The 26,565-nt window shown below is 68.7% G+C and carries 24 protein-coding genes; 11 read left to right on the forward strand and 13 right to left on the reverse strand.

Annotation, left to right across the window (positions count from 1 at the left end; translation table 11 throughout):
- Positions 1-65 precede the first annotated feature (65 nt).
- The 8 genes from VHA82_RS18685 to VHA82_RS18720 form a co-directional block, all read right to left on the reverse strand.
- Positions 66-953 carry an SMP-30/gluconolactonase/LRE family protein gene (locus VHA82_RS18685; protein ID WP_325546563.1) on the reverse strand — a complete coding sequence of 296 codons (888 nt, stop codon included), beginning with the start codon at positions 951-953 and terminating at the stop codon, positions 66-68.
- On the reverse strand, positions 950-1,723 hold the full coding sequence (locus VHA82_RS18690; RefSeq protein ID WP_325546565.1) for an SDR family oxidoreductase: 774 nt from the start codon (positions 1,721-1,723) through the stop codon (positions 950-952). The genes VHA82_RS18685 and VHA82_RS18690 overlap by 4 nt, the downstream gene beginning before the upstream one ends.
- 6 nt (positions 1,724-1,729) lie before the next feature.
- Complete coding sequence (locus VHA82_RS18695; protein WP_325546567.1) at positions 1,730-3,136, reverse strand: glycoside hydrolase family 5 protein; 1,407 nt, start codon at positions 3,134-3,136, stop codon at positions 1,730-1,732.
- Between the two features lie 3 nt (positions 3,137-3,139).
- Positions 3,140-4,141: an NAD-dependent epimerase/dehydratase family protein gene (locus VHA82_RS18700; protein ID WP_325546569.1), complete on the reverse strand. Its 1,002-nt coding sequence runs from the start codon at positions 4,139-4,141 to the stop codon at positions 3,140-3,142.
- Between the two features lie 13 nt (positions 4,142-4,154).
- Positions 4,155-5,420 carry an ABC transporter substrate-binding protein gene (locus tag VHA82_RS18705; RefSeq protein WP_325546571.1) on the reverse strand — a complete coding sequence of 422 codons (1,266 nt, stop codon included), beginning with the start codon at positions 5,418-5,420 and terminating at the stop codon, positions 4,155-4,157.
- A 70-nt stretch (positions 5,421-5,490) separates the two neighbouring features.
- On the reverse strand, positions 5,491-6,582 hold the full coding sequence (locus VHA82_RS18710) for an ABC transporter ATP-binding protein (RefSeq protein ID WP_325546573.1): 1,092 nt from the start codon (positions 6,580-6,582) through the stop codon (positions 5,491-5,493).
- A 7-nt stretch (positions 6,583-6,589) separates the two neighbouring features.
- Positions 6,590-7,501 (reverse strand): carbohydrate ABC transporter permease, encoded by a 912-nt coding sequence (locus VHA82_RS18715; protein ID WP_325546575.1) that lies wholly within the window; start codon positions 7,499-7,501, stop codon positions 6,590-6,592.
- Complete coding sequence (locus VHA82_RS18720; protein ID WP_325546578.1) at positions 7,498-8,415, reverse strand: sugar ABC transporter permease; 918 nt, start codon at positions 8,413-8,415, stop codon at positions 7,498-7,500. Before VHA82_RS18720 ends, VHA82_RS18715 begins: the two co-directional genes overlap by 4 nt.
- Before the next feature lie 102 nt (positions 8,416-8,517).
- On the opposite strand from VHA82_RS18720, the gene VHA82_RS18725 reads away from it, so the two are divergent.
- The 11 genes from VHA82_RS18725 to VHA82_RS18775 all read left to right on the forward strand — a co-directional run bounded on the left by VHA82_RS18725 (position 8,518) and on the right by VHA82_RS18775 (position 20,905).
- Complete coding sequence (locus tag VHA82_RS18725; RefSeq protein WP_325546580.1) at positions 8,518-9,255, forward strand: SDR family oxidoreductase; 738 nt, start codon at positions 8,518-8,520, stop codon at positions 9,253-9,255.
- Between the two features lie 41 nt (positions 9,256-9,296).
- A complete protein-coding gene (locus VHA82_RS18730) occupies positions 9,297-10,532 on the forward strand; it encodes an ROK family transcriptional regulator (RefSeq protein WP_325546582.1) in 1,236 nt (411 codons plus the stop codon).
- Between the two features lie 126 nt (positions 10,533-10,658).
- Entirely contained in the window at positions 10,659-13,673 is a 3,015-nt protein-coding gene (locus VHA82_RS18735; RefSeq protein ID WP_325546584.1) for a DNA internalization-related competence protein ComEC/Rec2, read from the forward strand.
- Positions 13,674-13,812: 139 nt separating this feature from the next.
- A complete protein-coding gene (locus VHA82_RS18740; RefSeq protein ID WP_414708675.1) occupies positions 13,813-15,249 on the forward strand; it encodes a circularly permuted type 2 ATP-grasp protein in 1,437 nt (478 codons plus the stop codon).
- A gap of 2 nt (positions 15,250-15,251) precedes the next feature.
- On the forward strand, positions 15,252-16,220 hold the full coding sequence (locus tag VHA82_RS18745) for an alpha-E domain-containing protein (RefSeq protein ID WP_325546586.1): 969 nt from the start codon (positions 15,252-15,254) through the stop codon (positions 16,218-16,220).
- A gap of 31 nt (positions 16,221-16,251) precedes the next feature.
- Entirely contained in the window at positions 16,252-17,913 is a 1,662-nt protein-coding gene (locus VHA82_RS18750; RefSeq protein WP_325546588.1) for a tetratricopeptide repeat protein, read from the forward strand.
- A gap of 5 nt (positions 17,914-17,918) precedes the next feature.
- Entirely contained in the window at positions 17,919-18,803 is an 885-nt protein-coding gene (locus tag VHA82_RS18755) for a tetratricopeptide repeat protein (RefSeq protein ID WP_325546914.1), read from the forward strand.
- Between the two features lie 30 nt (positions 18,804-18,833).
- On the forward strand, positions 18,834-19,340 hold the full coding sequence (locus tag VHA82_RS18760) for an OsmC family protein (protein ID WP_325546590.1): 507 nt from the start codon (positions 18,834-18,836) through the stop codon (positions 19,338-19,340).
- Positions 19,337-19,852, forward strand: a complete 516-nt coding sequence (locus tag VHA82_RS18765; RefSeq protein WP_325546592.1) for a GNAT family N-acetyltransferase — start codon at positions 19,337-19,339, stop codon at positions 19,850-19,852. The genes VHA82_RS18760 and VHA82_RS18765 overlap by 4 nt, the downstream gene beginning before the upstream one ends.
- Before the next feature lie 46 nt (positions 19,853-19,898).
- Positions 19,899-20,423, forward strand: coding sequence for an antitoxin Xre/MbcA/ParS toxin-binding domain-containing protein (locus tag VHA82_RS18770; protein WP_325546594.1), 525 nt, complete (start codon positions 19,899-19,901; stop codon positions 20,421-20,423).
- Entirely contained in the window at positions 20,420-20,905 is a 486-nt protein-coding gene (locus VHA82_RS18775) for an RES family NAD+ phosphorylase (RefSeq protein WP_325546596.1), read from the forward strand. The genes VHA82_RS18770 and VHA82_RS18775 overlap by 4 nt, the downstream gene beginning before the upstream one ends.
- A 40-nt stretch (positions 20,906-20,945) precedes the next feature.
- Here VHA82_RS18775 and VHA82_RS18780 read toward each other — a convergent pair whose 3' ends face one another.
- From VHA82_RS18780 to VHA82_RS18800, 5 genes are read right to left on the reverse strand one after another with little or no spacing between them, the layout of a single operon-like run.
- A complete protein-coding gene (locus VHA82_RS18780) occupies positions 20,946-21,575 on the reverse strand; it encodes an N-methyl-D-aspartate receptor NMDAR2C subunit (protein ID WP_325546598.1) in 630 nt (209 codons plus the stop codon).
- Positions 21,572-22,663 (reverse strand): lytic murein transglycosylase B, encoded by a 1,092-nt coding sequence (gene mltB / locus VHA82_RS18785; RefSeq protein ID WP_325546600.1) that lies wholly within the window; start codon positions 22,661-22,663, stop codon positions 21,572-21,574. Before mltB ends, VHA82_RS18780 begins: the two co-directional genes overlap by 4 nt.
- The gene (locus VHA82_RS18790) at positions 22,663-24,672 is read right to left on the reverse strand and encodes a DUF3488 and transglutaminase-like domain-containing protein (RefSeq protein WP_325546602.1); all 2,010 of its coding nucleotides are present in this window, start codon (positions 24,670-24,672) and stop codon (positions 22,663-22,665) included. The genes mltB and VHA82_RS18790 overlap by 1 nt, the downstream gene beginning before the upstream one ends.
- Positions 24,666-25,643, reverse strand: coding sequence for a DUF58 domain-containing protein (locus tag VHA82_RS18795; protein WP_325546604.1), 978 nt, complete (start codon positions 25,641-25,643; stop codon positions 24,666-24,668). The genes VHA82_RS18790 and VHA82_RS18795 overlap by 7 nt, the downstream gene beginning before the upstream one ends.
- Positions 25,640-26,560 carry a MoxR family ATPase gene (locus VHA82_RS18800; RefSeq protein ID WP_325546606.1) on the reverse strand — a complete coding sequence of 307 codons (921 nt, stop codon included), beginning with the start codon at positions 26,558-26,560 and terminating at the stop codon, positions 25,640-25,642. The genes VHA82_RS18795 and VHA82_RS18800 overlap by 4 nt, the downstream gene beginning before the upstream one ends.
- Positions 26,561-26,565: the final 5 nt, after the last annotated feature.

The following is a 26,565-nucleotide window of genomic DNA, read 5'->3' on the forward strand; positions in this document are numbered from 1 at the left end:
GCGCCGAATCCTAGCAAGACGCAAGCCTGCCGGTTCGGATCGGCGGTACGCAGGCGGTTTCGCCCTCAGGCCCGCAGGTCCGTCCGGAAGCGGTGCTCGGGCAGGCCGCGGCTCGCCACGGGCACTTCGAAGACGTCCCCCGCGGTGGGTTGTGCCCGCAGTTGCGCGTCGTCGAGGCCCGCGCGCGCGGTGGTGACGAAGAGCCGGTCCAGCCCGGCGCCGCCGAAGGCCGGGCAGGTCACCTGGGAAGCGGGCAGGGGCACGCGCAGGGTCGCGCTGCCGTCGGGGGCGTAGCGCACGACGCAGCCGCCCGCCCATTGCGCATTCCAGAGGCCGCCTTCGGCATCCACCGCCGAGCCGTCGGGAAAGCCCTCGCTTTTCGGGATCCGGACGAAAAGCCGCGGCGTGCCGAGCCGCCCGTCGGCGTGGTAGTCCACGCACCAGATCTCGCGGGACCAGGAATCGGTGAAGTACATGAGGCGCCCGTCCGGGCTGAAGGCGATGCTGTTGGCGACGGCCACGGCCGGCAGCGGCAGGCGCTCGACTCGCAGGTCCGCGCCGACCCGGTAGAAGTGGCCGATGGCCGCGGCGTCCTTCGCCTGGTTGAAGGTGCCGAAGACGAAGCGCCCTTGCACGTCGCATCTGCCGTCGTTCAGGCGCGTGACGGGGTTGTCCGCTTCGACGGGGATCACCGGCGTCATCGCGTCCGTGTCCAGGTTGAAGAGGGCGATGCCGCTCGCGAGGCCGAGAAGCAGCTGCTCGGTGCGTTCGCAGAGGGCGAAGCTGCCGCAGCGCTCCGGCAGCGTCCATTGCCGCACGCTTGCGTCCGCCTCGCGCCAGCGGTTCACGGTGCGGCCTTCGATGTCGGTCCAGAAGAGCGCCGAGCGCCGCTCGCACCAGAGCGCGCATTCGCCCAGTTCCGCGCGGGCGCTCGCGAGCAGGGTCGCCTTCACGTCCAGCCTCCGTCCACCACGAAATCCTGCGCCGTGCACATGTCGCTGTCGTCGGCGGCGAGAAAGAGCGCCATGCGCGCGATGTGTTCGGGCAGCAGCGGCCGGTGGATGCACTGGCCCCGCTCCAGCTCCGCGCGCCCCGCGTCGTCGAGCCAGAGGCGCACCTGCTTTTCCGTCATGACCCAGCCGGGCACGATCGAATTCACGCGGATGTTCATCGTGCCCAGTTCGCGCGCGAGGCTGCGCGTGAGTCCTTTCACCGCGGCCTTCGCGGTCTGGTAGACGGTGAGGTTCCTGATCTTGAGCATCCAGCTCACCGAGCCCAGATTGACGATGGAGCCGCCGCCTGCCGCGCGCATGTCGGGCAGCACGGCTTTCGCCGCGAAGAACTGGTGCTTCAGGTTCACGGCCATGCCCGCGTCCCAGCTTTCGGGCGTTGTCTCTTCCACCGTGTGACGCACGTCGTTGGCCGCATTGTTGACGAGCGCGGTCACGGGGCCGAAGCGCGCACGCAACGATTCGATGGCCGCTTGCATGGCTTTCAGGTCCGTGAGGTCCGCGTGGAGGAAGAGCGGCACCGTTCGCGACTGCCCGAGGCGCGCGACCAGCGCGCGGCCCGCGGCTTCGTCGATGTCGATGAAGCCCACGCGCGAGCCCTGCGCGGCGAAGTGCTCGACGAGGCTTTCGCCGATGCCGGTGGCGCCGCCCGTGACGAGCACGGTGCGGTCGACGAGGCTCGGATAAGTTGCGTAAGTGGCGTAAGGATGCATGGCGATTCAGCGAAGTGAAGATGAGGCGATCTTCGAGGCGATGAGTTCCGCGAGCGGCTGGCGGCGCACGCATCGGTCGAAGCGGAACGAGTCCGCCAGCTCGATCGCCGCCGCGTCGTCGACGCCCGCGAAGCAGGCCTCGAAATCCGCGACCATCGGCTCGGCGAGCAGGATCGCGCGCACGAGCGTCTGAATCCAGCGCTGCTGGCCGAAGGGGAACGGTTCGAACGCGGGATATTCCTTCGCGAAGGTCTCCTCGATGGGCGCCATGATGTGGCGGATCGACGCATCGGTCGTGGCCCAGCTGTCCACGCCGAGTCGAATCTTCTTTGCCACGACGGGTGCGATCCGCCCGAGCCATGCGGAATCCGGCGCCGCGTACACGAGCCCTTCGCCGCCGATGTCCTTGTAGGCCCAGATCGCCCAGCTCGCGCCATGCGACTCGTAGAGATCGAGCTGGTCCGAGAGCAGCCGGTACTTGTCTTCGTCGCGCGCGGGGTCGTTCGTGAAGACGGGGCCGAATTCGCCGATCCACACGGGCGTTGCCGTTTTGCGCATGTACGCCGTGCGTTCGAGGAAGGTCCGCTCGACATGCGCACGGTCCACGAACACGCCGCGCGTCACGCCCGGGTACGGCCCGCCGTAGACCATCCCCGGCGTCTTGTAGTCGTGCGCCGAATACACGGTGTTCGGCGCGGGCACGCGGCCCTCGAAGGGCGTGAAGTCCGTGCCGTAGCGGTTGCCGTCGAGAAAGAGGATGTGGTCGGGATCGACCGCGCGGATGGCCGCGGCGATCCGGTCGCAGACCGGTGCGATCTTCTCGCCCGTCGCATCGCCGGGCTCGTTCATGAGGTTGTAGCCGGCGACGGCGGGGTTGCCGCGGTAGCGGCGCGCGAGCGCCTCCCAGAGGTTCACCACGCGATCCTGGAAATGCCGGTGCGTCCAGAAGTGCGCGTGATGCGTCGGGTTGTTGCTGTGCCAGTCCATGTTCTGGCAGCCCGGCAGCGCGTGCAGGTCGACGATCACGTAAAGGCCGTGGCGATCGCACGCAGCCACGACTTCGTCCACGAGGCGAAAGCCCTCTTCCTTCAGCTCGAAGGGCCGGTCGTCGTCCTCGAAGTGAAGATAGTTCACCGGCAGGCGCACGTGGTTCATGCCGAGCGAGGCGATGAACCGCGCGTCGTCATCGCCGAAGAAGGCGGACATGAAGCGGTCGAAGAAGCGCTTGCACCGCTCGGGCCCGAGCGCGCGCGCGAGCGCGCCGCGCTGCAGCGACTCCGTCGAAGGGAACCCCGTGAGGAAGTTCTCCATGTTGAGGAATCCGCCGATGTTGTAGCCGCGCAGGACGACGGTGCGTCCCGCCGCGTCGACGAAGCGGTCGCCCGCCACCTGGAGGAACCGGTCGCTTTCCATCTTTCAGCGCTTCCGGGGGCGATAGGTGTCCACGAGCCAGTCCATCGTCGCGTCCTTCGCGGCATCGACGATCTTGCGCTCGGGATGCGCGTCGAACCATTCCATCATTTCGCGCGCGCCCTCGGCGAACGTCGTGGTGCACACGAATTCCGGCACGAGCGAGCGGACCTTGCGGTTGTCGAAGACGAGGCTGTGCGCCATGTCGCCCAGCAGCGCGTCGCCCCAGTCCTTGTCCGCGGCCGCGATGGCATCCGAGGGCACGTGAACGATCTTCGGCTCGCGCACGCCCGCCGCGTGCGCGAGCGTGAGCACGATCGTGTTCCAGCACGGCGACTCGTCCGAGGTGATGTGGAAGCTGTCGCCGTACGCGCGCGGATTGGCGAGCAGCCCGACCACGCCCTTCGCGAAATCGCGCGCGTGCGTGAGTGTCCAGAGCGACGAGCCGTCCCCGTGCACCACGATCTCCCTGCCCGCGCGCATGCGCGCGATCGAAGTCCAGCCGCCGATCATCGGGACCACGCCCCGGTCGTAGGTGTGCGAGGGCCGCACGATCGTGACGGGGTAGTTCTCCTCGCGATACGCGCGCACGAGGCGCTCCTCCGCGCGAATCTTGTTCTGCGAGTAGGCCCACACCGGGTTGTGCAGCGGCGTCGACTCGACGATCGGCAGCCGCGCGGGCGGCGTCTGGTAGGCGGAGGCCGAGCTGATGAACATGTATTGCCCGGTGCGGCCGCGAAAGAGTTCGAGGTCGTGGCCGACGTCGTCGGCCGTGAACGCCACGAAGTTGACGACCGCGTCGAACTCCATGCCCTGCACGGCCGCGCGCACGGTCTGCGGCTCGCGCGCGTTGCCTTTGAGCGCCCGCGCGCCGGCCGGAACCGCTCGCGCGTCGCTCTGGCCGCGATTGAGCACCGACACGTCGAAGCCCTTCGCGATCGAGCGCTCCACGCACGACCAGCTGAGGCGGCCCGTGCCGCCGATGAAGAGGACCTTGGGGGCCGTCATGTTCGCGCGCCGTTCACTTGCCGCTCGTGAGAATCGCCGCGAACCGGTCGAGCGCCTGGTCGGTGGGCATGTCGGTGTTGAAGTATTCGCTCACGAGGTCCACCACCGAGCCCATCGCGTCGGGCGACAGGATGAGCGCCGAATTGCGCACGACGTTCGCGCCCGTGCCGTAGGTGGCGGCGGCGGTCTGCACGCACTGGTCGAAGTCGGGGTTGCCCGCGACCTTCACGTCCGTGCGCGGCGGGATCGAGCCGTGCTTGATGTTGAACTCGAGCTGGATCTTCGGCGCCATCGACACCTTGGCAAGCAGCTTCTGCGCCTGTTCGGCCTCGGGCGATTTCTGCTTCGGGAACGCGAGCACGTCGCCCGTCATCACGAAGATGCCGCCCGGCAGTCCGCAGCCGAAGTCCACGCCCGGCTTCTTGCCCGCCGCGACGAACTCCGCCTTGCCCCAGTCGCCGAGGATCTGCATGCCCGCCTGCCCCGAGATCACGAGGTTGGTCGTCGCCTGCCACGCGCGGCCGGGGCTGCCCTTGTCGATGTACTTCGAGAGGCGCCGGTAGGTCTCGAAGACCTTGCGCTGCGTCGCGTCCTTCATCGCCTTCGGATCGCGCTGCACGTAGACGGCAAGCCAGTGGTCCTTGCCGCCCACGGCCGACATCACGGCGTCCCACGTCCAGCGGTATTGCCCCGCGTTGCCGCCGAGCGCGAGCGGGATCACGCCGCTTGCCTTCAGCTTGTCGAGCGCGGCGAAGAAATCCTCGTTCAGATCGGTGGGCGCCTTCTCCACGCCCGCTTTCTTCAGCACGGGGATGTTGTAGTAGAGGCGGTTCATGCTCGTGATGTCCACCGGCGAGAGGTACACCTTGCCGTTGAACGAGATGCCGTCCATGATTTCCTTGGGCAGCACTTTCGCCCAGCCTTCGGCGCGCGCCACGTCGTCGATGTCGGCGAGCTGGCCTTTCTTCAGCAGGTCGTCGAAGATGCGCGAGAAGGCGAACTGGCTGGAGGTCGGCGGGTTGCCGCCCACGATGCGGTTCACGGTCATCGCCATCACGTTGTTGCCGGTGGGAACCGGCGTGTTGACGAACTTGCCGCCCGCCGCGTCGTAGCCGTCGGCCAGCACCTTCAGCATGACGCGTTCGCCCGCGCCGGTCCAGACGTTGATGAGCTCCGCCGGCAGCGGATCGGCCGCGAACGACGGCGCCGCCAAGGTGGCGATCATGCATGCGGCCGCTGCGACGATCGCGCGCCTTGCGGTTACTTTGCGTGTCTTCATACGTGTCTCCTGGGTTGGTCCTAGCTCCATCGTGCTGCGCGGTTGCGCCCGCCTTGGGAGGGGCGTCGCGTCAGATCCGCTCCTCGGTCGCCGCGTCGAACAGCGACACCCGGTCGGAGTCGAAGCCGGCCGGCATGAGGTCCCCGATCGCCGCGCCCGAGCGCGCGGTGGTGCGGATGGCCGCGCGCGCTCCGGCGAGCGAGGACCACAACAGGGTTTCGCTGCCGAGCGATTCGCGCAGCGTCACGGGTGCCTGCCAGCGGAACCCCGCGGCAGCGGCTTCTTCTCCGGTGACGATGTCCTCGGGCCGGATGCCCAGCGTCACCGGACGGCCCGCCAGCACCTCGGAGAGGCCCGCGTAGCGCGGCAGCGGCACGACGATGCCCTCGGCGCGAAAGACGGGCGTGCCCGCTTCGGCGTCGAGCGTGCCCGGCACGAAGTTCATCGCGGGCGAGCCGAGAAAGCTCGCGACGAAGCGATTGGCCGGCCGGCGGTACACCGTGTCCGGGTCGGCGAGCTGCTGCATCACGCCGCCGCGCATCACGGCGATCCGGTCGGCGAGGCTCAACGCCTCGACCTGGTCGTGCGTCACGTACACGGTCGTGTTGCGAAGGCGCAGATGGAGCTGCTTGATTTCCACGCGCAGTTCGGCGCGCAACTGCGCATCGAGATTGGACAGCGGCTCGTCGAACAGGAACACCTCGGCCGCCCGCACGAGCGCGCGGCCGATCGCGACGCGCTGGCGCTGGCCGCCCGAGAGCGCAGCCGGGCGACGGCGCAGCAGCGGAGCGAGTTCGAGCAGTTCGGCGGCGCGCATGACGCGTTCCTCGATCTCCTTTTTCGGCAGGCCCGCCACGCGCAGCGCGAAGGCGAGGTTGCCGTACACATCCATCGCCGGGTAGAGCGCATACGACTGGAACACCATCGCGATGCCGCGGTCCTTCGGTTCGGCCCACGTCACGTTGCGCCCGGCGATCCACACCTGGCCGGCCGAGACGTCGAGCAGCCCGGCGATGGCGTTCAGCAGCGTCGACTTGCCGCAGCCCGAAGGCCCGAGCAGCACGAGGAATTCGCCCTCGGCGATCGTGAGGTCGATGTCGCGCAGCACCGGCACGCCATGGAAGGCAACCGACACCTGGCGCAATTCGATCTTCGGCTCCATCGCGCGTTCAGCCCTTCACCGCGCCCGCGGCGATGCCGCGCGCGAACCATTTGCCGGAGACGAAATAGACGATGAGCGGGATGAGCGCCGTCTGCACCGTGGCCGCCATGTCGACGTTGTATTCGTGCGCGCCCATCTCCGCGCTCACGAGCAGATTGAGCTGCGCCGTCATCGGCAGGTTCTCGCGGCCCGCGAAGACGAGGCCCAGGAGATAGTCGTTCCAGCTCGCTGTCGCCTGCCAGATCACGGCCACGACGACGATCGGCTTGGCCATCGGCATCATGATCTCGAGGAAGATGCGCCAGAAGCCCGCGCCGTCGACGCGCGCGGCCTTGAAGAGTTCCGGCGGCAGCGTCGCGAAGTAGTTGCGGAACATGAGCGTCATGATCGGCAGGCCGAAGACGACGTGCGCGAGGATCACGCCCGCGAGCTTGCCGTACAGGCCGAGCCGGGCGGCGATCGCGATCATCGGAAATACGAACACCTGGTAGGGAATGAAGATCGCGAAGAGCATCACGCCGAACATGAGGTTCGCGCCGCGAAAGCGCCAGAACGACAGGCAGTAGCCGTTCACGGCGCCCAGGAGGACGGCGAGGATCACGCTCGGCACCACGATGCGCACCGAGTTCCAGAAGCCGACGTGGATGCCCGTGCATTCGAGGCCGATGCAGGCCCCCGACCACGCCTTGACCCATGCGACGAGATCGGGCGCCGAGGGCCACAGCAGCACGTTGCCGCCGCGGATTTCGGACATGGTCTTCAGCGCGGTGGCGATCATCACGTAGATCGGCATCAGGATGACGCAGGCCGATGCCAGCAGGAACACGTAGAGTCCGATGCGCGCGGGGCCGATGCGGGCGGGCGCCGGGCCGGCGGCGGTGGCGGGAAAGCGGTTCGCGTGGGCTGCCATCGTCGTCATTCGCCGCGCACGGGCCGCCGCCGCTTCTGCCACGCGCCCCAGACGAGCAGCGGCGCGGAGACCGCGAGCGTCACGAGCAGCATGGTGGCCGCGCCCGCGGCGGCCAGGCCGATGTTGGATCGCTCGAAGAGATACTCCATCACGAACTTCGACGGCACGTCGGTCGCGATGCCCGGTCCGCCGTCGGTCATCGCGATCACGAGGTCGTAGTTCTTCACGGCGCCCGTGCCGAGGAGCGCGACGCTCGTGAGCAGCATCGGCACCATCATGGGCGGCACCACTTCGGTGTACACGCGCCACGGCGGGATGCCGTCCACGCGCGTGGCCTTCCAGAGGTCCTCGTCGATGCCGCGCAGGCCCGCGAGCATGAGCACCATGACCACGCCGATGCTTTGCCACACGCCCGCGATCACGATCGTGTAGATCGCCATGTGCCGGTCGGCGATCCAGTCGAACGTGAACGTGGTCCAGCCGAGGTCGCGCACGAATTTCTGCAGGCCGAACTCCGGGTCGAGGCACCACTTCCAGATCTGCCCCGTGACGATGAAGGAAAGCGCGTGCGGGCAGAGAAAGACCGTGCGGAAAAAATTCTCGCCGTGCACGCGCTGGTCGATGCACACCGCGAGCACGTAGCCGAGCACCAGGCAGCCGGCGATGTAGAAGGCGGCGAACACGAACATGTTGCCCATCGCCGTGCGCCAGCGGTAGTCGGTGAAGAGGCGAGTCCACTGGCCGAAGCCCGACAGCGTGAGGTCGGGGATGGAGCGCGAATCCGTGAACGAAACGAACACGGTCCACAGCAGGCAGCCCACGAAGACGGCAACGACCGCGACGATCGTCGGCAGGAAAGCGACGACCGGCGCGATCCTCGTCGCCCGGATCGCGGGGAGGGTAGCGGCGCGGGACGTCTCCAAGGTTTTAATTAGTTTGACGGTCGAACAAATGTGCCATACTCACTCCGGCTTCCTGCTAGGGAAATCACCAACTCGGACGATCGGAAGAAGGAGAGAGCGGCCATGGAGCGACCCGTCTTGCTCGTGACCGGCGGCGGCCGGGGCATCGGTGCGGCCATCTCGAAGCTCGCGGGCGCGCGCGGCTTCGACGTCGCCGTGAACTACAGACAGGATGCCGCGGCCGCGGCCGGCGTCGTCGACGCGGTGAAGGCGAGCGGCGCGCGCGCTGTCGCGATCCAGGCGGACGTCTCGCGCGAAGCGGATGTGGAGCGGCTCTTCGCGGAAGTGGACTCGCGGCTCGGCCGCCTCACGCATTTGGTCTTCAACAGCGCCATCACACCGAAGCTCTCGCGCGTGGAGTCGATGTCCACCGAGGCGTTGAAGGAAGTGTTCGACGTGAACGTGATCGGCGCTTTCATGGTGACGCGCGCCGCGATCGCTCGCATCTCGACGCGGCACGGCGGGCGCGGCGGCGCGATCGTGCTCGTGTCATCGATCACCGCGGTGCTCGGCGCACCGAACGCCTACGTCTGGTACGCGGCTTCCAAGGGCGCCATCAACACGATGGCGACGGGCCTGTCGCTCGAGCTCGCCGAAGACGGCATCCGCGTGAACGCCGTGATGCCGGGGCTCACCGACACCGGCACGACGGAGCCCGAGCGCATCGCGCAGGTGGTGCCGATGATTCCGCTGAAGCGCATCGGCCAGCCGGACGAAGTGGCGCGCAGCGTGCTCTTTCTCCTCTCGGACGAGGCCTCCTACGTCACGGGCGCGAACCTCAAGGTGTCCGGCGGGCGCTGAAGCGCCCGGGTGATGTACAACCGGGAATCGCGAGGAATTCGATGCCCACGGTGCCGCTCACCGGTGACCAGCAGTTCATCAAGAACATCAACCGCATGGCGCTGCTGCGCCTGCTGCTGAAGGCGCGCGGCCTGTCGCGGTCGGACCTTTCGGGCTCGAGCGGCCTCACGCGGTCCACCGTGAGCGTGCTCGTGAAGGAGCTGATCGACGAAGGCTGGCTCGTCGAAGACGACGCGGCCGTCACCGGCGCGCCGGGCCGGCGGCCGACGCCCCTGCGGCTGGACGGCACGCGCATCCTGCTGCTGGGCGCGGACCTGGGGCCCGATGCGATCCGGGTGGTGGCGACGTCGATTCGCGGCGACGTCGTGGCATCGGAGCAGGCGACGCTGCGCTCGAAGGACCCGGATGCGGCCTGCCATCAGCTCGCCGAAATGGCCACCGCGCTCTTCAAGCGCGTGGCGCGCCGGGGCGTGCGGCTGCTGGGCATCGGCGTGGGGCTGCACGGACTCATCGACAAGCGATCGGGCGTGCTGGAGCTCGCCCCCAACATCGGCTGGCGCAACGTGGAAGTGGGCCGACGGCTCGGCAAGGAGCTCGCGTCCGCGGGGCTCGGCGACGTGCCCGTCTACTACCAGAACGAGGCCGACCTCGCCGCGGTGGGCGAGGCGGAGTTTTCCGAGCGGCGCGACGACCCGCTCGTGTACGTGAGCTGCGGCGTGGGCGTCGGCGCGGGCATCATCCTGGACGAAGCGCTCTTCACCGGCGCGAGCGGGTCGGCGGGCGAGATCGGGCACACGACGCTCGTGATCGGGGGTGCGGCGTGTTCGTGCGGGCGGCTCGGATGCGCGGAGGCGTATATCGGGTTGAAGGCGATCGCCACGGCTTCGGGGTGCGTGCGGCGCGGCCACATCGACCGGCGCGCGCTCGCACGCCAGCTGGCCGCGGGCGACGAGACGACGCACGATGCGTTCGCGCGCGCTGGGGCTTCGCTCGGCGTGCTGATGCAGAACGTCTGGTCCACGTTCAATCCGCAGGTGATCGTGCTCGGGGGCGAGACGGTGACGCTCGGCGGCGCGACGCTGCTCGACGCGGCCACGGGCGCCCTGGCCGATTTCGCGGCACGGGCGCGCCTCACGGCGCCGGAGGTGCGCCTTGCCCGGTACGCGGAGCTCGCCACGGCAGTGGGCGGCGCCGCGTACGTGCTGCACGCGACGCTGCATCCGCACCAGCTCGCGCTGCATACGCCCTATGTGGGCGAGGCGCTGGCGGCTTCGTAGCTCGCCGTCTGCTGCATCGCGCCGCGGCAGCAGGCGCACGCGTGGCGCGCCGCTCGAACTGGAATTTTGCGAACTGTGCACGGTCGTGTCGGCGAATCGGGCGCAGGTGCCGTTGAGCACGGCGTCATGCAAGAACAGGCAAGAGGGAGTGGCAAGTGGCTCGCGATGGCGCTTGCGGGCGTCGTCGCCGGAACGGCATTGCAGCTGCAGCAGGCCGAGCTGTGGGCGGGCTTCGCCTATGGCGGGCTGGCGCTCGTGGGGTGCGCGCTTTGCGCCGCGTGGCGTCGGGTGCGCAGTCCGCTGGTCGTCTTCATGGCAGCCGGGCTTCTCGCCTTCGCACTTGCGGGCGCGCGTGCTTCGGCATTTGCCGCGACTGCGCTCGACCCGGCGCTGGAAGGCCGCGACGTGAGCGTGACCGGCCTCATCGCGGCCATGCCCCAGCGAGGCGATGCGGGCCAGCGCTTTCGGTTCGAGCTGGAGGCACCGAGCGGTCTGCCGCCGGAGATGTTGCTTGGCTGGTACGCGGATGGTGCCACCGCGTCGATACCGCAGCTGCGTCCCGGCGAGCGCTGGCGCATGACCGTGCGGCTGAAGGCGCCGCACGGCAACGTCAATCCGAACGGCTTCGATTACGAACTCTGGCTGTGGGAGCAGGGCCTGCAGGCGACGGGCTACGTGCGCGCGGGCGCGAAGGACGCGCAGGTGGCGGGCGATTGGCAGGATTCGAGTGACGCGCGGGTGGTCGGCGATCCGCGCGGGGCGCAGGCGGCGGGCGATGTGCGCGGCGATTCGAATGACGCGCGGGCGGCCGGCGATGCGCACACGGCTTCCCAGGCCGGCGGCCCGTTGCGGCTCGGGCGCACGTGGCGGCATCCGCTGGAGCAGTTGCGCTGGTCGGTGCGCGAATCGATCTACGAGCGCGTGGCCGATCGCCGGCTCGCGGGCGTGATCGCGGCGCTCGTGGTGGGGGATCAGTCCGCGATCGAGCGCAACGACTGGGACGTGTTCCGCGCGACCGGCGTCGCGCACCTCATGAGCATCTCGGGGTTGCACATCACGATGTTCGCGTGGCTGGCCGCCGCGTTGGTGGGCGCGGCCTGGCGGCGCAGTGAGCGCTTGTGCCTCGCATGCCCGGCGCAGCATGCGGCCTTGGCGGGGGGACTCGTGCTGGCGACGCTCTATGCGCTTTTCAGCGGGTGGGGTGTGCCTTCGCAGCGGACGATCTGGATGCTCGCGACGGTGGGCGCGCTGCGCATGAGCGGCAAGGCGTGGCCGTGGCCGATCACGTGGCTGCTCGCGTGCGCCGTGGTCGTGACGATCGATCCGTGGGCGATGCTGCAGGCGGGGTTCTGGCTGAGCTTCGTGGCGGTGGGGGTGCTCTTCGCGACGGATCGTTCCGGGCAGTCTCGCGATCCTCGGCGCCCCCTCCGTCATTCCCGCGAAAGCGGGAATCCAGCAGATCCCCACCCTCGTCATTCCCGCGAAAGCGGGAATCCAGGCGATCCCCGCCCTCGTCAGTCCCGCGAAGGCGGGCATCCAGGCGATCCCCACCCTCGTCATTCCCGCGAAAGCGGGAATCCAGGCGACCCCCAACCTCGTCATTCCCGCAAAAGCGGGACTCCAGGCGACCCCCAACCTCGTCATGCCCGCGAAAGCGGGAATCCAGGCGACCCCCACCCTCGTCATTCCCGCGAAAGCGGGAATCCAGAGCGTTGGAGGCCCTGGATTCCCGCTTTCGCGGGAATGACGGAGGAGCGGGGCGCGGCAATGACGGAGGAGCGGGGCGCGGGAATGACGGAGGAGCGGGCCGCGGGAATGACGGAGGAGCGGGGCGCGGCAATGACGAAGGAGCGGGGCGCGGCAATGACCGAGGAGCGGGGCGCGGCAATGACGGAGCAGACCGGCGCGGCAGCGACGGAGAAGACGGGCGCCGGAATGACCCAGCGGCTCTGCGCCGCCACGCGCTCCCTCCTTCGCGAGCAGGCGATCGTCACCGTCGCCCTCACGCCGCTGTCTCTCCTCCTCTTCGGCCAGGTGTCTCTCGTCGGCATCTTCGCCAACCTGCTCGCGATCCCCTGGGTCACGCTCGTCGTCACGCCGCTTGCCATGGGCGGCGTCTTCGTGGGCGCGCTGTGGGGCATGGCCGCATGGTCCATTCAGGTGCTCGGCAGCGTGCTGCAATGGCTCGCGCAACTCCCCCTCGCCACGCTTTCGGTCGCCGCCGCACCGTTATGGGCCGGCATCGCGGGTGTCGCCGGCGGCCTGCTGCTCGCCATGCCGTGGCCGCGGCACATGCGCCTGCTCGGCCTGCCGCTCCTCCTGCCCGTGCTCCTCTGGCAGGCCCCCCGGCCCGCCACGGGCGAATTCGAGCTGCTTGCCGCCGACATCGGCCAGGGCAACGCCCTGATCGTGCGCACGGCGCAACACGCGCTCGTCTACGACGCCGGCCCCCGCTACAGCCTCGAAGCCGACGCGGGCCACCGCGTGCTGGTGCCGCTGCTGCGCAGCCTCGACGCGCGCGTCGACATCGTCGTGCTGAGCCATCGCGACACCGATCACGTCGGCGGCGCCGCCGCGGTGCTCACGATGCAGCCGGACGCGGCGCTCGTGAGCTCCATCGCCCCCGATCACGAATTGCAGGCACTGCGCCGGGCAACGCGCTGCGAAGCCGGACAGCACTGGCAGTGGGACGGCGTCGCCTTCGACATCGTGCATCCCGTCGCGGGCGACTATGCGAATTCTCCCAAATCCAACGCCATCAGCTGCGTGCTGCGAATCTCGAACGGCCGCACCGCGGCGCTGCTCACGGGCGACATCGAAGCGCCGCAGGAAGCGGCCCTCGTCGCGCGCCATTCGACGCTCGCGGCGGACGTGCTGCTCGTGCCGCACCACGGCAGCAAGACTTCGTCGAGCGACGTCTTCCTGCAAGCCGTGGCGCCGAAGATCGGCCTCGTCCAGGCGGGCTACCGCAACCGCTTCGGCCACCCGGCCGCGCAGGTGGTCCAGCGGCTGCGCGAGCACGGCCTGGCGATCTTCGACTCGCCCCACTGCGGTGCCGCGCTCTGGCGTTCCACCGAGCCGGGGGCGGTCCGCTGCGAACGCGAGGCGGCGGCGCGCTACTGGCGCCATCGCGCCCCCTGAAGCCGGCCAGGCGCGCGCAGGCGGCCTGGAAGTTGCTATCCTTTGCGGGGAGGCAAAACTTCAAGCCATGCAAAAATTCGACGAGATGCTCGCCGGGGCCCCTGCAAGCGACGCGACGCTGCAGTTCCAGAGCCAATCCATGGGCGGCCCCTCGGGCATGGTGCAGACGCAGACCCAGGGCGTGCGCGATCACTATCGCACCTACGCCGAGTGGCTCGCGCGCCAGAGCCCCGCGGTCATGAAGGCCCGCCGCGACGAAGCGGAGATGATCTTCCGGCGTGTGGGCATCACGTTCGCCGTCTACGGCGCGAAGGACGAGGACGGCTCCGGCACCGAGCGGCTCATCCCCTTCGACCTCATTCCGCGCATCATTCCCGCCCACGAGTGGCAGCGGATGGAGCGCGGCCTGGTGCAGCGCGTGGCGGCATTGAACCGCTTCATCCACGACGTCTATCACGGGCAGGAAATCATCAAGGCGGGCGTGGTGCCTGCCGACCAGGTGCTCGGCAACGTGCAGTTCCGCCCCGAGATGATGGGCGTGCACGTCCCGCACGACGTCTATTCGCACGTGGCCGGCATCGACATCGTGCGCGCGCCCAATGCGCAGGGCGAGGGCGAATACTACGTGCTCGAAGACAACCTGCGCGTGCCGAGCGGCGTGAGCTACATGCTGGAAGACCGCAAGATGATGATGCGGCTCTTCCCCGAGCTTTTCAGCGCCTACCAGGTGGCTCCGGTGATGCACTATCCCGACTTGCTGCTGGAGACGCTGCGCGCGGCGGCGCCCGCGACGGCCGACGAGCCGACGGTGGTCGTGCTCACCCCGGGGATGTACAACAGCGCCTACTTCGAGCACGCCTTCCTCGCGCAGCAGATGGGCGTGGAACTCGTCGAGGGGCAGGACCTCTTCGTGAAGGACGGCTTCGTCTACATGCGCACGACGCGCGGGCCGCGCCGGGTCGACGTGATCTACCGGCGCGTGGACGACGACTTTCTCGACCCGTCGGTGTTCCGCCCGACTTCGACGCTCGGCTGCGCGGGGCTCCTGAACGTCTATCGCGCGGGCAACGTGGCGCTCGCCAATGCCGTGGGCACCGGCATCGCGGACGACAAGTCGATCTATCCGTACGTGCCGAAGATGATCGAGTTCTATCTCGGCGAAAAGCCGATCCTCTCGAACGTGCCCACGTACATATGCCGCAATCCGGCGGACCTGAAATACGTGCTGTCGAACCTGCGCGACCTGGTCGTGAAGGAAGTGCATGGCGCGGGCGGCTACGGCATGCTCGTCGGACCCGCGGCCTCGACGAAGGAGATCGAGGATTTTCGAGAGCAGCTCGTCGCGAATCCGGGAGGCTACATCGCGCAGCCGACGCTGTCGCTTTCGTCGTGCCCGACTTTCGTGGATCGTGGCATCGCGCCGCGCCACATCGACCTGCGGCCGTTCGTGCTCTCGGGCAAGGACGTGCAGATGGTGCCCGGGGGCCTCACGCGCGTGGCGCTGAAGGAAGGTTCTCTGGTGGTGAATTCGTCGCAAGGCGGTGGCACCAAGGACACGTGGGTGCTGGAGGTCTGATCATGCTCTCGAGGACCGCCGACCACCTCTTCTGGATGTCCCGCTACACCGAGCGCGCGGAAAACACCGCGCGCATGCTGGACGTCAACTACCAGACGTCGCTTCTGCCGCAGTCGGCCGCCGTTGCCGAAGTCGGCTGGCAGGGCATGCTTTCCATCAGCGAGCTCATGCCCGCCTACACCGCGAAGCACGGCGAAATCCGCCCGCACCGCGTCATGGAATTCATGGTGCGGGACGAAGAGAACCCGTCTTCCATCGTCTCGTGCCTGCGCGCCGCGCGCGAGAACGCGCGGGCCGTGCGCGGCTCGCTCACCACCGAGGCGTGGGAGACGCAGAACCAGACCTGGCTGGAAGTGAAGCGCATGCTGGCCGCCGACGACTTCGAGCGCGATCCGGCCCAGTTCTTCGAATGGGTGAAGTTCCGCTCGCACCTCTCGCGCGGCGTGACGGTGGGCACGATGCTCATGGACGAGGCGCTGCACTTCATGCGCCTGGGCACCTTCCTCGAACGCGCGGACAACACCGCACGGCTCGTCGACGTGAAGTTCCACGCGGTGCAGAGCGACTTCTTCGGCGTGGCGAGCGAAAAGGATCAGGAATACGACTTCTACCACTGGAGCGCGATACTGCGGTCGGTCTCGGGCTTCGAGATCTATCGCAAGGTGTACCGCGACGTGATCAAGCCCGAGCGCGTTGCGGACCTCCTCATCCTGCGGCCCGACATGCCGCGGTCACTGCACGCGAGCATGAACGAAGTCGTCTCCAACCTCGAATGGGTCGCCAACGACCAGTCGGCCGAAACGCGCCGCCGCGCGGGGCGCCTGCGCGCCGAGCTGCAGTACGGCAGCATCGACGAGATTCTCGCCAACGGCCTGCACGCGTTCCTCACGCAATTCCTCGATCGCGTGAACGATCTCGGCGGGCGCATCAGCCGCGACTTCCTCATTCCCTCGGGCTTGCCCATCGCATGAGCGGAGGCGGCCGCGCGGCGGAGGCCGCCCGATGACGCCGATGGAGCAGGGCGCTTCGCTGCTTGCGGGCGGGCGCTTTCACGAAGCCCTGGCCGTCTTCGCGAAGCTCGTGCCGCAGATGCCCAACGCGGTGGAGCCCCGCGTGGGACTCGCGCGCGCCTACGTGGGCACCGGCGACGGCTGGAGCGCCGCGGCGTGGCTGAGCGACGCATGCCGGGTCGCTCCGCAGCGCGCCGAGCTGTGGCTCGAACTCGCGCGCATGCTGCACACGCAGAACCGCAAGAGCGAACTCGAGCCGCTGCTTGCCACGGCCGTCGCCGCCAATCCGGACCACCGCGAGCTGCTGCAGGCACAGGGCGAGGCGCTCATGAACCTGCGGCGCTACGAGGCGGCGCTCGTGCCCTATGCGCGGCTGCGCGAGCTCGAAGAAACGCCGACCCGCGCGACACTGCTTCACACCGGCTTCTGCCTGGAGCAGACCGGCCGCATCGACGACGCGGCGGAGTTCTATCGCAAGGCGATCGCGCTCGATCCGGACTTCATGGAAGCGCACGTGGACCTCGCGGGGGTTCTGTGGCGGCTGGAGGATTTCGACGGCGCGATGACGCACGCGCAGCGTGCCGTGGCGCTCGCACCGGACCATCCGTACGCGGTGCGGATCATGGGAACGGCGCTGCTCGGCTTCAACCGCGTCGCCGAGGCCGAGGTGTACCTGCGCCGATCGCTGGAGCTGCTGCCGGACTTCGCGCTCGCGCAGGTCGACCTGTCGCTTTCGCTGCTGCTCGAAGGCCGGCTCGAAGAAGGCTGGCAGTGGTACGAAAAGCGCTGGAACGACACGACGCGCATGCAGCGGCCGAGCTTTTTCATGCCGGATCGCGAGTGGAAGGGCACGGCCGTGCATCCGCTTCGGGGCAACATCCTCGTCTACGCGGAGCAGGGCCTGGGCGACGTGATCCAGTTCATGCGCTACATCCCGTTCTTGCAGCGCGACGGCGGCATCGTGCGCTGCGTCGTGCAGCCGGAACTCGGCTCGCTCGTCGAGGCGAGTTTCGAGGACGTGCTGTGCCTGGGCGCGGGCCGCAACTTCGAAACGTATTACCACGTGGCGCTGCTCGACTTGCCGCTGCGCTATGGCACCACGCTCGACACCATCCCCGCGGCCGTCCCTTACGCGAAGACCACGCCCGCGAAGCGGGCCGAGTGGCAAGCGCGCATGAAGCCGTGGGCGGGCCGCTTCAAGGTGGGACTCGCGTGGTCCGGCTCGCACGTGCAGGTGAACAACCGCAACCGGGCGATGCCGCTGTCGACGCTGCGCGGCCTCTTCGAGCATCCGCGCGTGCAGTGCTTCAGCCTGCAAAAGAGCGACGCGGGCGTCTACACCGACATGAAGGCGGACCCCGAGCGGCTGGTGGACCTCACGGGCGAATGGCGGGACTTCACCGACAGCGCGGCGATGATGCAGGAGCTCGACCTCGTGATCACGGTGGACACGGCGGTTGCGCATCTCGCGGGTGCGCTCGCGCGACCGGTATGGATCCTGCTGGGCCCCAATGCGGACTGGCGGTGGCTGCTGCATCGCGAGGATTCGCCTTGGTATCCGACGGCGCGGCTCTTCCGGCGCGACTATGGTGAAGCGCGCACGCGGCACGCGGCGCGCGTGGTGGCCGCGCTCGACCGGCTGCTGGAGACTTGAACGCGATGCGGCCGGTGGTGCGGATGCGGCTCGCGACGGCGACGGCCCTGATCGCCGTCCCGTTCGCGGCTCTCGGCGCCGTCGACGTCGATGCGCTCTGGAATTTCGACAACCCCGCGCAGAGCGAAGAGCGTTTCAGCGCCGCGCTTGCTTCCGCCGAGGGCGACGACGCGCTCATCCTGCGGACGCAGATCGCGCGCAGTTACGGCCTGAGAGGCGACTTCGCGCGGGCGCGCGGCATTCTCGCCGACGTGCAATCGCGGCTCGCCGGTGCGGGCGCCGAAGCGCGCGTGCGCTACCTGCTGGAACTTGGCCGAACGTATGTGTCGGCGACGCACCCGCCGGCAAGTCAAACGGCGGATGCGCGCGAAGCCGCGCGGCGCGCGTATCTCGATGCGATCGATCAAGCCAGACGCGCCGGGCTGGACGCGCTCGCGATCGACGGCCTGCACATGCTCGCCTTCGTGGATACCGGGCCCGCGGACGAGCTGAGGTGGGGCCGGGAGGCGCTCGCCATCGCGCTCGCGTCGTCACAACCCGCCGCACGCAAGTGGCAGGCATCTCTGCGCAACAACATTGGCTATGCGCTGCACGAGCTCGGCCGATACGACGAGGCGCTGCAGGAATTCGAAGAGGCGCTCGCGCTGCGCGAGCGAGGCGGCAATGCCGAAGCCACGCGCATCGCGCGCTGGATGGTCGCGTGGACCCTGAGGTCGATGAAACGCTTCGACGAGGCGCTTGCGATCCAGCTGCGTCTCGAGCGCGAATGGCAGGACGCGGGCGGCAGCGACCCGGACGTATTCGAGGAACTCGCGCACCTCTATCGCGCCAAAGGCGACGAGGCAACGGCGCGCGAATACGACGCGAAGGCGAAGTCCGGTTCAAAATAGCCGCACCCCGCCCCACACAGGAGACCCGGCATGAATGCGGACGAGTTGCGCGCGATGCAGGCGCCGTTGAAGTCGCGCTACCGTGAGGAACCCGCCTCCGCGCTCGTCACGCTGCGCGCGGAAGGCTGCATCGGCGAAGGCGTGAGTTGCAAGGTGGAAACCGGCAAGGCGCTGGTCACCGCGGGCCTGCACCCGGCAACTGGCGGCACGGGGCAGGCCGCGTGCTCGGGCGACATGCTGCTCGAAGCGCTGGTCGCCTGCGCGGGCGTCACGCTCAACGCGGTGGCCACGTCGCTCGGCATTCCCTTGCGCGACGCCACGCTTCGCGCCGAAGGCGACCTCGATTTCCGCGGCACGCTCGGCGTGGCGAAGGATGCGCCCGTCGGCTTCCAGGCGATCCGGCTGGTCGTCACGCTCGACACCGATGCGAGCGACGAGGAGCTCGATACGCTCCTGAAGCTCACCGAGCGTTATTGCGTGGTCTATCAGACGCTCGCGCATCCGCCCTCGCTTGCCGTCGCGCGGGCTCGCTCATGATGGATGTCACGCTGCAGACGGACCGGCTTCTTCTTCGCATGTTCCGCGAGGAGGACCTCGCGGCTTACGCGCAAATCTGCGCCGACCCGGAGGTGATGCGATTCCTGGGCAACGGCAACGTGCTGGACCGCGCCCAGACCTGGGGGCAGATCGCGTGGTTCCTCGGCCACTGGGCGTTGCGCGGCTACGGCATGTGGGCGGTGGAGGAGCGCGCCACCGGCGAACTCGTGGGCCGCATCGGCTTCATCGACCCGGAAGGCTGGCCGGGCTTCGAGCTCGGCTGGACCCTGCGCCGGTCGTCATGGGGGATGGGGTTTGCCACCGAGGGCGCGAAGCGCGCGCTGCAATACGCATTCGAAGCGCTGGGGCGCGACCGGGTGATCAGCCTCGTGCGGCCGCTGAACGCGCCTTCGATCAAGGTCGCCGAGCGCATCGGCGAGCGGCTGGAAGGAGAAGTGGAGCTCTTCGGCAGCAAGGCGCTCGTGTACGCCGCCGGAAGAAATCCAGGTTGATCCGCGCGGGTGTGCAATTTCATCAATAATATGTTGTAATTGCCTCATGAACGCCGCAGTCGCCTTTCATCGCCGTCCTGTGGCGCCAGCGCCATCGGCCCGTCCGCAGGACAACCGGCGAGCCCTCTGGAGCATCCTGTTGCGCAGCCTTCCCGAGGCGGGGGCGCGCCGCGCCCGGCAGGACGCGAAGCAGTTCGCTATCTCCAACGACACCGCGCATGCGATCGTTCGCGAAGGCATCGCCGCGGAGGTCCTCGTGCCGCTTGGCGAACTGCTCGAGATCGGCGCGACGCAACTCGCGCCCGTGATCGGCGTGGACCGCACGACGATGCGCCGCTATGCGCAGAACGACCAGACCCTGCCACGGCACAGCGCCGAGACGGTGCTGCGCCTGGCGGAGCTCGAAGCCATGGCACTCGGCGTCTTCGCTTCGGAGTCGGCGGCGCACGCGTGGCTCAAGAAGGAGCATCCGCTGCTGGGCGAGTCGCCCATCGATGCCGCCTCCACGTCCTACGGCGCGCAACGCGTGCGCGAGATCCTCATCGCGATCCGGCACGGCGGCGTCGTGTGAGCACGGCGCGGCCGGCGGCCGGCGTGCAGGTGTGGCGCATCGGATGGAAAGGCGCGCTGAGCCTCGCAAGCCTTCCCTTCGGCTCGCTGCTGGCGGACGGCCGCTGGCATGTTGCTGCCGATCGCGTGCCGGTCGTGTATGCGGGCGGCACGCGAGCGCTCTGCCAGCTCGAAAGGCGCGTGCATTGCAACGGCTGCGCACCGAAGGACATGGTGCTCTTGCGGCTCGCGCTGCCCAAGGGTGCTCGGCTGGAGGATGCGTCGCCGCTCCTGCCCGCGAACTGGCGCTCCGACATGGGCGCGACCCAGGCCATCGGCGCCGATTGGGCGCGCTCGGGCCGCTCGCTCGGGCTGTGGGTTCCGTCGTACGTGGAGACGGCGGAGCGCAATCTCGTCATCAACCCGAGTCATCCGCAGTACTCGGCGATCGTGCTTCACGTCGAGAAGAATCCGTTCGAGTTCGACCCGCGCCTCTTCGCGTGATGCTTGCGGCAAAGCACGCGCCTCGTACGGTCGGCAGCGCTCACGGCAATCCCACCTCACGTCCCCACCGCACGATGGCCCGCGCGAGATTGCCGCGCGCCTGCGACTCGAAGCGATCGTGGAATGCGTCCGTGGCATAGAGCCGCGGACGCCCGAGGAACCCGCCGAGGATCGTGCACCGCCGCTTGCCGAACTGCGCGAGCGGCACGTACGAGTATTCGCTGCGGATCTGCGCATCCGATTCGTCGAAGCGCTGCGGCGGCGCGCCGAGGATCGCGAGGTCGATGTCGAGCAGCAGGCGGGTGTCCGGATCGTCCACGGGGGCGCCCGTGTGCTTCGTCGCGATCACCATGTCGTGCACGCGCCGCCCCGCCGCCGACGGGCCGATCGCCTCCTCGGCCCAGGTCGCGCTGCGCTCCTCGTTGTCGCCGGCATGCACATCGTAGACGGCATCGTGGAACCACAACGCGAGCTCCACTTCGTGCGGCCGTGCCGCGAGCGCGCGCGATTCGTCGAGCAGCACCAGGCATTCGCGCAGGTGCTGCAGGGTGTGATAGTGGCGATGCCGCTCGCTGTAGGCGGCCACGAGCTTTTCGAAAAGTGCGCGGTCCGCCTCGCGGCCGTCGAGCGCCCGCCAGACCGCCTGCCACGATGCGAAGGTCACGCTCATGGTGTCTTCGCCTGCGGCCGGTCGCGCGCTTCCTTCACCGCCCGCCCGAGCTCGATCACCGCCATCGCGTAGTAGCTCGACCAGTTGTACCTCGTGATCACGTAGAAGTTCTCCGTGCCCGCGACGTAAGTCGGCGGCTCGCCGCCGTTCAGGAGTTCGACGAGCGCAAGCGGCCCCTTGTGTTCGAGCGCGGCGCCCTCCAGGATCACGCCCTTTTCCCGCATCGACTGCACGGTGAAGGTGGGCAGGATGTCGGGGGCGAGCAGCGTTTCGAGGTCCAGCTTCTCCGTGTCGAATGCGACGGGGTAGTACGTGGGCATGCCCGGCTGCCAGCCGAAACCCTTGAAGTAGTTGGCGACCGAGCCGATCACGTCGTCGGCGCTGCGCGTGAGGTCGATCACGCGGTCGCCGTCGTAGTCCACCGCCCATTTCGCGATGCTGCCCGGCATGAATTGCGCCATGCCGCTCGCGCCCGCGTAGCTGCCGCGAGGCTTGCGCGGATCCGTGCGGTTCGCGTAGTGCGTCGCAAGGAAACTCTCGAGCTCGCCTCGGAAATAGCGTTCGCGCTCGGCCGCGCGCGGATGGCTCGCGGGGAAGTCGAAGGCGAGCGTGGCCAGCGCATCGAGCACGCGGAAGTCGCCCATCTGCTGCCCGTAGATCGTCTCCACGCCGATCAGGCCGACGATGATCTCGGCCGGCACGCCGAACTCCTGCTCGGCGCGCGCGAGCGTCGCGCGGTTCTCGTCCCAGAACCGCACGCCCGCGCCGATGCGCACCGGCTCGATGAAGCGGCTGCGATACGCGTTCCAATTCTTGGTGAAGGTGGCCGGCGGCGGCTGCATGAGGCGCGCCACCACGGCAAGCTGCCGCGCCTGGCCGATCGCGTCGCGCACCCATCGCGGGTCGAGGTGGTCGCGCGCCGCGACTTCGTCGGCGAAGCGCATCGCATCCTCGCGCCCCGAGTACGGCACTCCCTTGCCGCGCACGGCGCGTTGCTGCTTCAGGTTCTGGGGCGGCTGGGCGTGGCTCGGCTGCGCGGCCATGAAGACCGCGGCCGCGAGGAGAAAGACAGCGCAAGGAAGACGCATCAGCTCGGCCAGGCCAGGTTCTTGTATTCGCGGCGCAAAGCGGCAAGGTCCTCGCGCGCGCCACGGCTGTAGCGCTGGGCTTCCAGCTTCAGCAGCCACTCGGCCAATGCTCGCGCATTCGCGCCGAACCGTGTTGTGACCAATTGCGCAATCTGCCGGGGCGGCGTGGATGCGGGCAGCTCGATGCCCTGGTGCCTGAGGCGCCTGCGCACGCGCGACAGCATCCGCAGCCAGGGGTCGTGCTGCACGCGTTCCCAGTAGCTCCATGCCGCGCCCGCGAGCGACACGAAGACGACGAGCGCGATGAGCACGTAGCTCAGATCTTCCCAGCTCGGCGACTTGAAGCCGAGGTTCTTCAGCAGATCGAGCTGCTTGCTCTGCGTGTAGTTCAGCACCCACTGGTTCCAGCTGTTGTTCAGGGCCTCCCACGCGGCGCGGAGGTTGGCCGCGAGCGTCGGATTCACCGCGCCGAGCGCGCCCGCGAAGAGGCCTTCGGGTGCCTGCAGGCGCTGGCGCGAGCCCACGCGGCCGGGCATCACGGCGCCCGTCGGGTCGACGCGCACCCAGCCGCGGCCGGCCAGCCACACTTCGGTCCACGCATGCGCGTCGCTCTGGCGAACCGTCCAATAGCCGTCGACGGAATTCAGCTCGCCGCCCTGGTAGCCCGTGACGACGCGCGCCGGGATGTTCAGGTCGCGCATCAGCACGGCAAAGGCGGAGGAGATGTGTTCGCAAAAACCCTGCTTGCGATCGAACCAGAATTCGTCGGCCGTGTCGGCGCCGTAAGTGCCGGGCTGCAGCGTGTACACGTAGCCGCCGTTGGCAAGCAGGTCGAGCGCGTACTGCACCTGCTGCGCCTTGTCCCCGGGCACGCGGCGCGCGATGTCGGCCGCGAGGCTGGCCGTGCGCGGGTTGCTGCCGGTGGGCACGTAGAGGTATTCGGGAAGGAGGCCGTTGCGCGTGTCGGGGCCGTGGCGGAACTGCGTGAAGGCCGTTGCGCGATAGCGCAGCAGATCGGTGACCGCGCGCGTCGAGAGCCACTGCAATTCGTTCGTCATCACGCTTTCGAGGCCCGGGGCCATGGGCGCGTCGGGCGTGGCGTCCAGCGTGAGGAGCCACGGCCGGTTGTTCGGCTCCAGCGTCACTTCGTAGCGCACGGGCTCGCCAGCCACCTGCAGGTGAGAACTCACGCCGAGGAATTCGGCGAACGACACACCCGGACGCGGCGCGAGCGGCCGCCACGTGCGCCCGTCGAACGAGGACAGCACCGGGCCGCGGAAATAGAGATCGGCCAGCGCCGGCGGCGCGCCGTCGAACTTCACGCGCAAGGCGATGCTGGAGTCGAGCGCGAGGCTCGCGATCGTGCCGACGTTCATCTCCGACGTGAGGCCGCTTCTGCCGGCCAGCGCGTCGTTCGGGATGCCCCAGAGCGGCGCGAAGCGCGGGAAGAGAACGAAGAGCGTCGCCATGATCGGCGCGCCGAGCAGAGCCATGCGCCCGCCGATCAGCGCGGCTTCGCGCAGCGACGGCCGGCCCGCGGGCATGTGCGCGTTCACGAGCGCGGTGAGCAGACCGAGCAGCGCGACGAGCATCGCCGCGGCCACCGGCAGCGACTGCGAGAAGAAGAAGTTGGTGAGCATCGCGAAGAAGCCGAGGAAGAACACCACGAAGGCGTCGCGCTTCGCGCGCAGCTCGAGCGTCTTCAGCGCGAGCAGCACCACGATCATCGTCACGCCCGCGTCGCGCCCGAGGAGCGTGCGGTGCGTGAAGAGTGTCGCGCCGAGCGTAAGGACGATGAGGAGGATCATCCACAGGCGGTTGGGCAAGGGCTTGCCGCGCACGGCGAGCGTGCCGCGCCACACCAGCACGACGGCCGTGAGGGCCGAACACCACAACGGCAGATGCGCGACGTGCGGCAGCACCACCCACCCGATCACCACGAGCAGAAAGAGCGTGTCGCGCGTGTCGCGCGGCAGCGCGGCAAGCCGCTGGCGCAGGTCGCTCAGCATGTGGCGAGCGCCTCCAGGCAGCGGCGCTTGTGCGCCTCGCCCGACCCGGGCTTCATCTGCAGGTGCGGCAGGCGCAGGCCGAAGTCGACTCCCATCTTGTCGGCCTGCAGCACCCAGGCGGTGAGCCGCGAGAGCTTGTGCTCGATGTCGAGATGGCCCGCGAGCGCGAGGTCCAGCCACAGTTCGTAGCGCTGCGCCTGCATCGTGTCGCGGCTCACGAGCTCGTTGCTTTTCGCGGCCTTCTTCCACACGACGAGCTTCAGCGGATCCCCGCGCCGGTAGGCACGCACCCCCTCGAACTCGCCGCTGTTCGTGATGCGCGCCACCTGCGCGCCGCCCGAGCGCGGCTCGCCCGGCGGCAGCGGCGGCGGGAAGGGCTCGGGCATCGGGTACACGAGCACCTGCGAGGCCGGCCGCCACACGGTCCACACGCGGAAGGTACCGAGCGGAAAGCGCGTCTCCGCGGTGAGCGGCGGCACGCGATGCAGGCCGCGCCGCTCGGGCTTGAAGGCGACCTGCACCGTGCAGCTGCCCTGGGCGGGCACGTCGGTCCAGCTCCAGCGGTCGGGGTGCGCCTCGTCGAGCATGGCGAAGCCGATGCCGTGCCGCACCGAGCGGCGCGCGTTGAAGAGGGTGATGGAGAGCGTCGCGCTCGCGCCCGCGAACTGCGGGTCGGGCGGCTTCAGATTCATCGTGAGCCCGCGCAGCGTGGAGTGGCATACGTGCATGCCGACCACGGCGCTGCCCGCGAGGAGGAAGGTGAGGAGGTAGCCGAGATTGAGCTGGTAGTTGATCGATGCGATGAGCAGCACGACCAGCGTGAGCGCGAGCATGAAGCCCGGGCGCGTGGGAAGGATGTAGACGTTGCGCTGCGTGAGCGTGATCGTGTCGGTGAGCGGCAGGCGAAGCTGCCACCACTGGCGAAAGCGCTTCCTGGCGTAGCCGAACGGGTTGAGGAGCGTCGCGATCACGGCAGGGGCACCGCCTCCAGCATCGCCTTGGCCTGCTCGATCGGGCCGCGGCCGGCGTCGCCTACCGGGATCATGCGGTGAGCGGCGGTTTGCGCGAAGATCGCCTGGATGTCGTCGGGGGCGACGTAGTCTCGGCCGGAAAGAAGCGCCTGCGCCTTCGCCGCGCGGATCACGGCGATGCCCGCGCGCGGGCTGAGGCCCTGCAGGAACCAGCGGCCGGACCGGCTCGTCGTCACGAGGTCCTGCACGTAGTCCAGCAGCGCGGCCGAGGCATGCACCTCCAGCACCTGCTGCTGCAGCGCCTGCAGCTCGATCGGCGAGAGGGTGTTGTGAAGCGTGCCGATCATGTCGCGCCGATCGGTGCCGGTGTAGAGCTCGCGTTCGGCCTTGCGGTCCGGGTAGCCGAGCGAAATACGCATGAGGAAGCGATCGAGCTGCGACTCCGGGAGGGCGAAGGTGCCGAGCTGGTCGTGCGGGTTCTGCGTGGCGATCACGAAGAAGGGAGAAGGCAGCACGCGCGTTTCGCCCTCCACCGACACCTGCTTTTCCTCCATCGCTTCCAGCAAGGCGCTCTGGGTCTTGGGACTCGCCCGGTTGATTTCGTCGGCGAGCAGCACCTGCGCGAAGATCGGACCCGGATGGAAGATGAAGGTTTCCTTGCCTCGGTCGTAGACGGAAACGCCGGAGAGGTCACTGGGCATCAGGTCCGCCGTGAACTGCACGCGGGAGAACTGCAGGCCGAAGGACCGCGCGAGGGCCAGCGCCAGCGTGGTCTTGCCGACACCCGGGACGTCTTCGATCAGCAGGTGCCCCCCCGCGAGCAGGCAGGCGACGCAGTCGCGCATCTGGGTGGGCTTTCCGACGATCACCGTGTTAAGCTGGTCGAGGAGCGTTCTGAGTTTTTGTTGTGGGTCCATGCAGG

This window comes from Ramlibacter sp. (assembly GCF_035548915.1).
GTDB lineage: Bacteria > Pseudomonadota > Gammaproteobacteria > Burkholderiales > Burkholderiaceae_C > Ramlibacter.

Excerpts from the sequence above, each read along its gene's own strand:
- VHA82_RS18690 (WP_325546565.1), bottom strand. The coding sequence starts at position 1,723 with ATGCATCCTTACGCCACTTACGCAACTTATCCGAGCCTCGTCGACCGC.
- VHA82_RS18695 (WP_325546567.1), bottom strand. The coding sequence starts at position 3,136 with ATGGAAAGCGACCGGTTCCTCCAGGTGGCGGGCGACCGCTTCGTCGAC.
- VHA82_RS18700 (WP_325546569.1), bottom strand. The coding sequence starts at position 4,141 with ATGACGGCCCCCAAGGTCCTCTTCATCGGCGGCACGGGCCGCCTCAGC.
- VHA82_RS18705 (WP_325546571.1), bottom strand. The coding sequence starts at position 5,420 with ATGAAGACACGCAAAGTAACCGCAAGGCGCGCGATCGTCGCAGCGGCC.
- VHA82_RS18710 (WP_325546573.1), bottom strand. The coding sequence starts at position 6,582 with ATGGAGCCGAAGATCGAATTGCGCCAGGTGTCGGTTGCCTTCCATGGC.
- VHA82_RS18715 (WP_325546575.1), bottom strand. The coding sequence starts at position 7,501 with ATGACGACGATGGCAGCCCACGCGAACCGCTTTCCCGCCACCGCCGCC.
- VHA82_RS18725 (WP_325546580.1), top strand. The coding sequence starts at position 8,518 with ATGGAGCGACCCGTCTTGCTCGTGACCGGCGGCGGCCGGGGCATCGGT.
- VHA82_RS18730 (WP_325546582.1), top strand. The coding sequence starts at position 9,297 with ATGCCCACGGTGCCGCTCACCGGTGACCAGCAGTTCATCAAGAACATC.
- VHA82_RS18735 (WP_325546584.1), top strand. The coding sequence starts at position 10,659 with ATGCAAGAACAGGCAAGAGGGAGTGGCAAGTGGCTCGCGATGGCGCTT.
- VHA82_RS18740 (WP_414708675.1), top strand. The coding sequence starts at position 13,813 with ATGGGCGGCCCCTCGGGCATGGTGCAGACGCAGACCCAGGGCGTGCGC.
- VHA82_RS18745 (WP_325546586.1), top strand. The coding sequence starts at position 15,252 with ATGCTCTCGAGGACCGCCGACCACCTCTTCTGGATGTCCCGCTACACC.
- VHA82_RS18750 (WP_325546588.1), top strand. The coding sequence starts at position 16,252 with ATGACGCCGATGGAGCAGGGCGCTTCGCTGCTTGCGGGCGGGCGCTTT.
- VHA82_RS18755 (WP_325546914.1), top strand. The coding sequence starts at position 17,919 with ATGCGGCCGGTGGTGCGGATGCGGCTCGCGACGGCGACGGCCCTGATC.
- VHA82_RS18760 (WP_325546590.1), top strand. The coding sequence starts at position 18,834 with ATGAATGCGGACGAGTTGCGCGCGATGCAGGCGCCGTTGAAGTCGCGC.
- VHA82_RS18765 (WP_325546592.1), top strand. The coding sequence starts at position 19,337 with ATGATGGATGTCACGCTGCAGACGGACCGGCTTCTTCTTCGCATGTTC.
- VHA82_RS18770 (WP_325546594.1), top strand. The coding sequence starts at position 19,899 with ATGAACGCCGCAGTCGCCTTTCATCGCCGTCCTGTGGCGCCAGCGCCA.
- VHA82_RS18780 (WP_325546598.1), bottom strand. The coding sequence starts at position 21,575 with ATGAGCGTGACCTTCGCATCGTGGCAGGCGGTCTGGCGGGCGCTCGAC.
- mltB (WP_325546600.1), bottom strand. The coding sequence starts at position 22,663 with ATGCGTCTTCCTTGCGCTGTCTTTCTCCTCGCGGCCGCGGTCTTCATG.
- VHA82_RS18790 (WP_325546602.1), bottom strand. The coding sequence starts at position 24,672 with ATGCTGAGCGACCTGCGCCAGCGGCTTGCCGCGCTGCCGCGCGACACG.
- VHA82_RS18800 (WP_325546606.1), bottom strand. The coding sequence starts at position 26,560 with ATGGACCCACAACAAAAACTCAGAACGCTCCTCGACCAGCTTAACACG.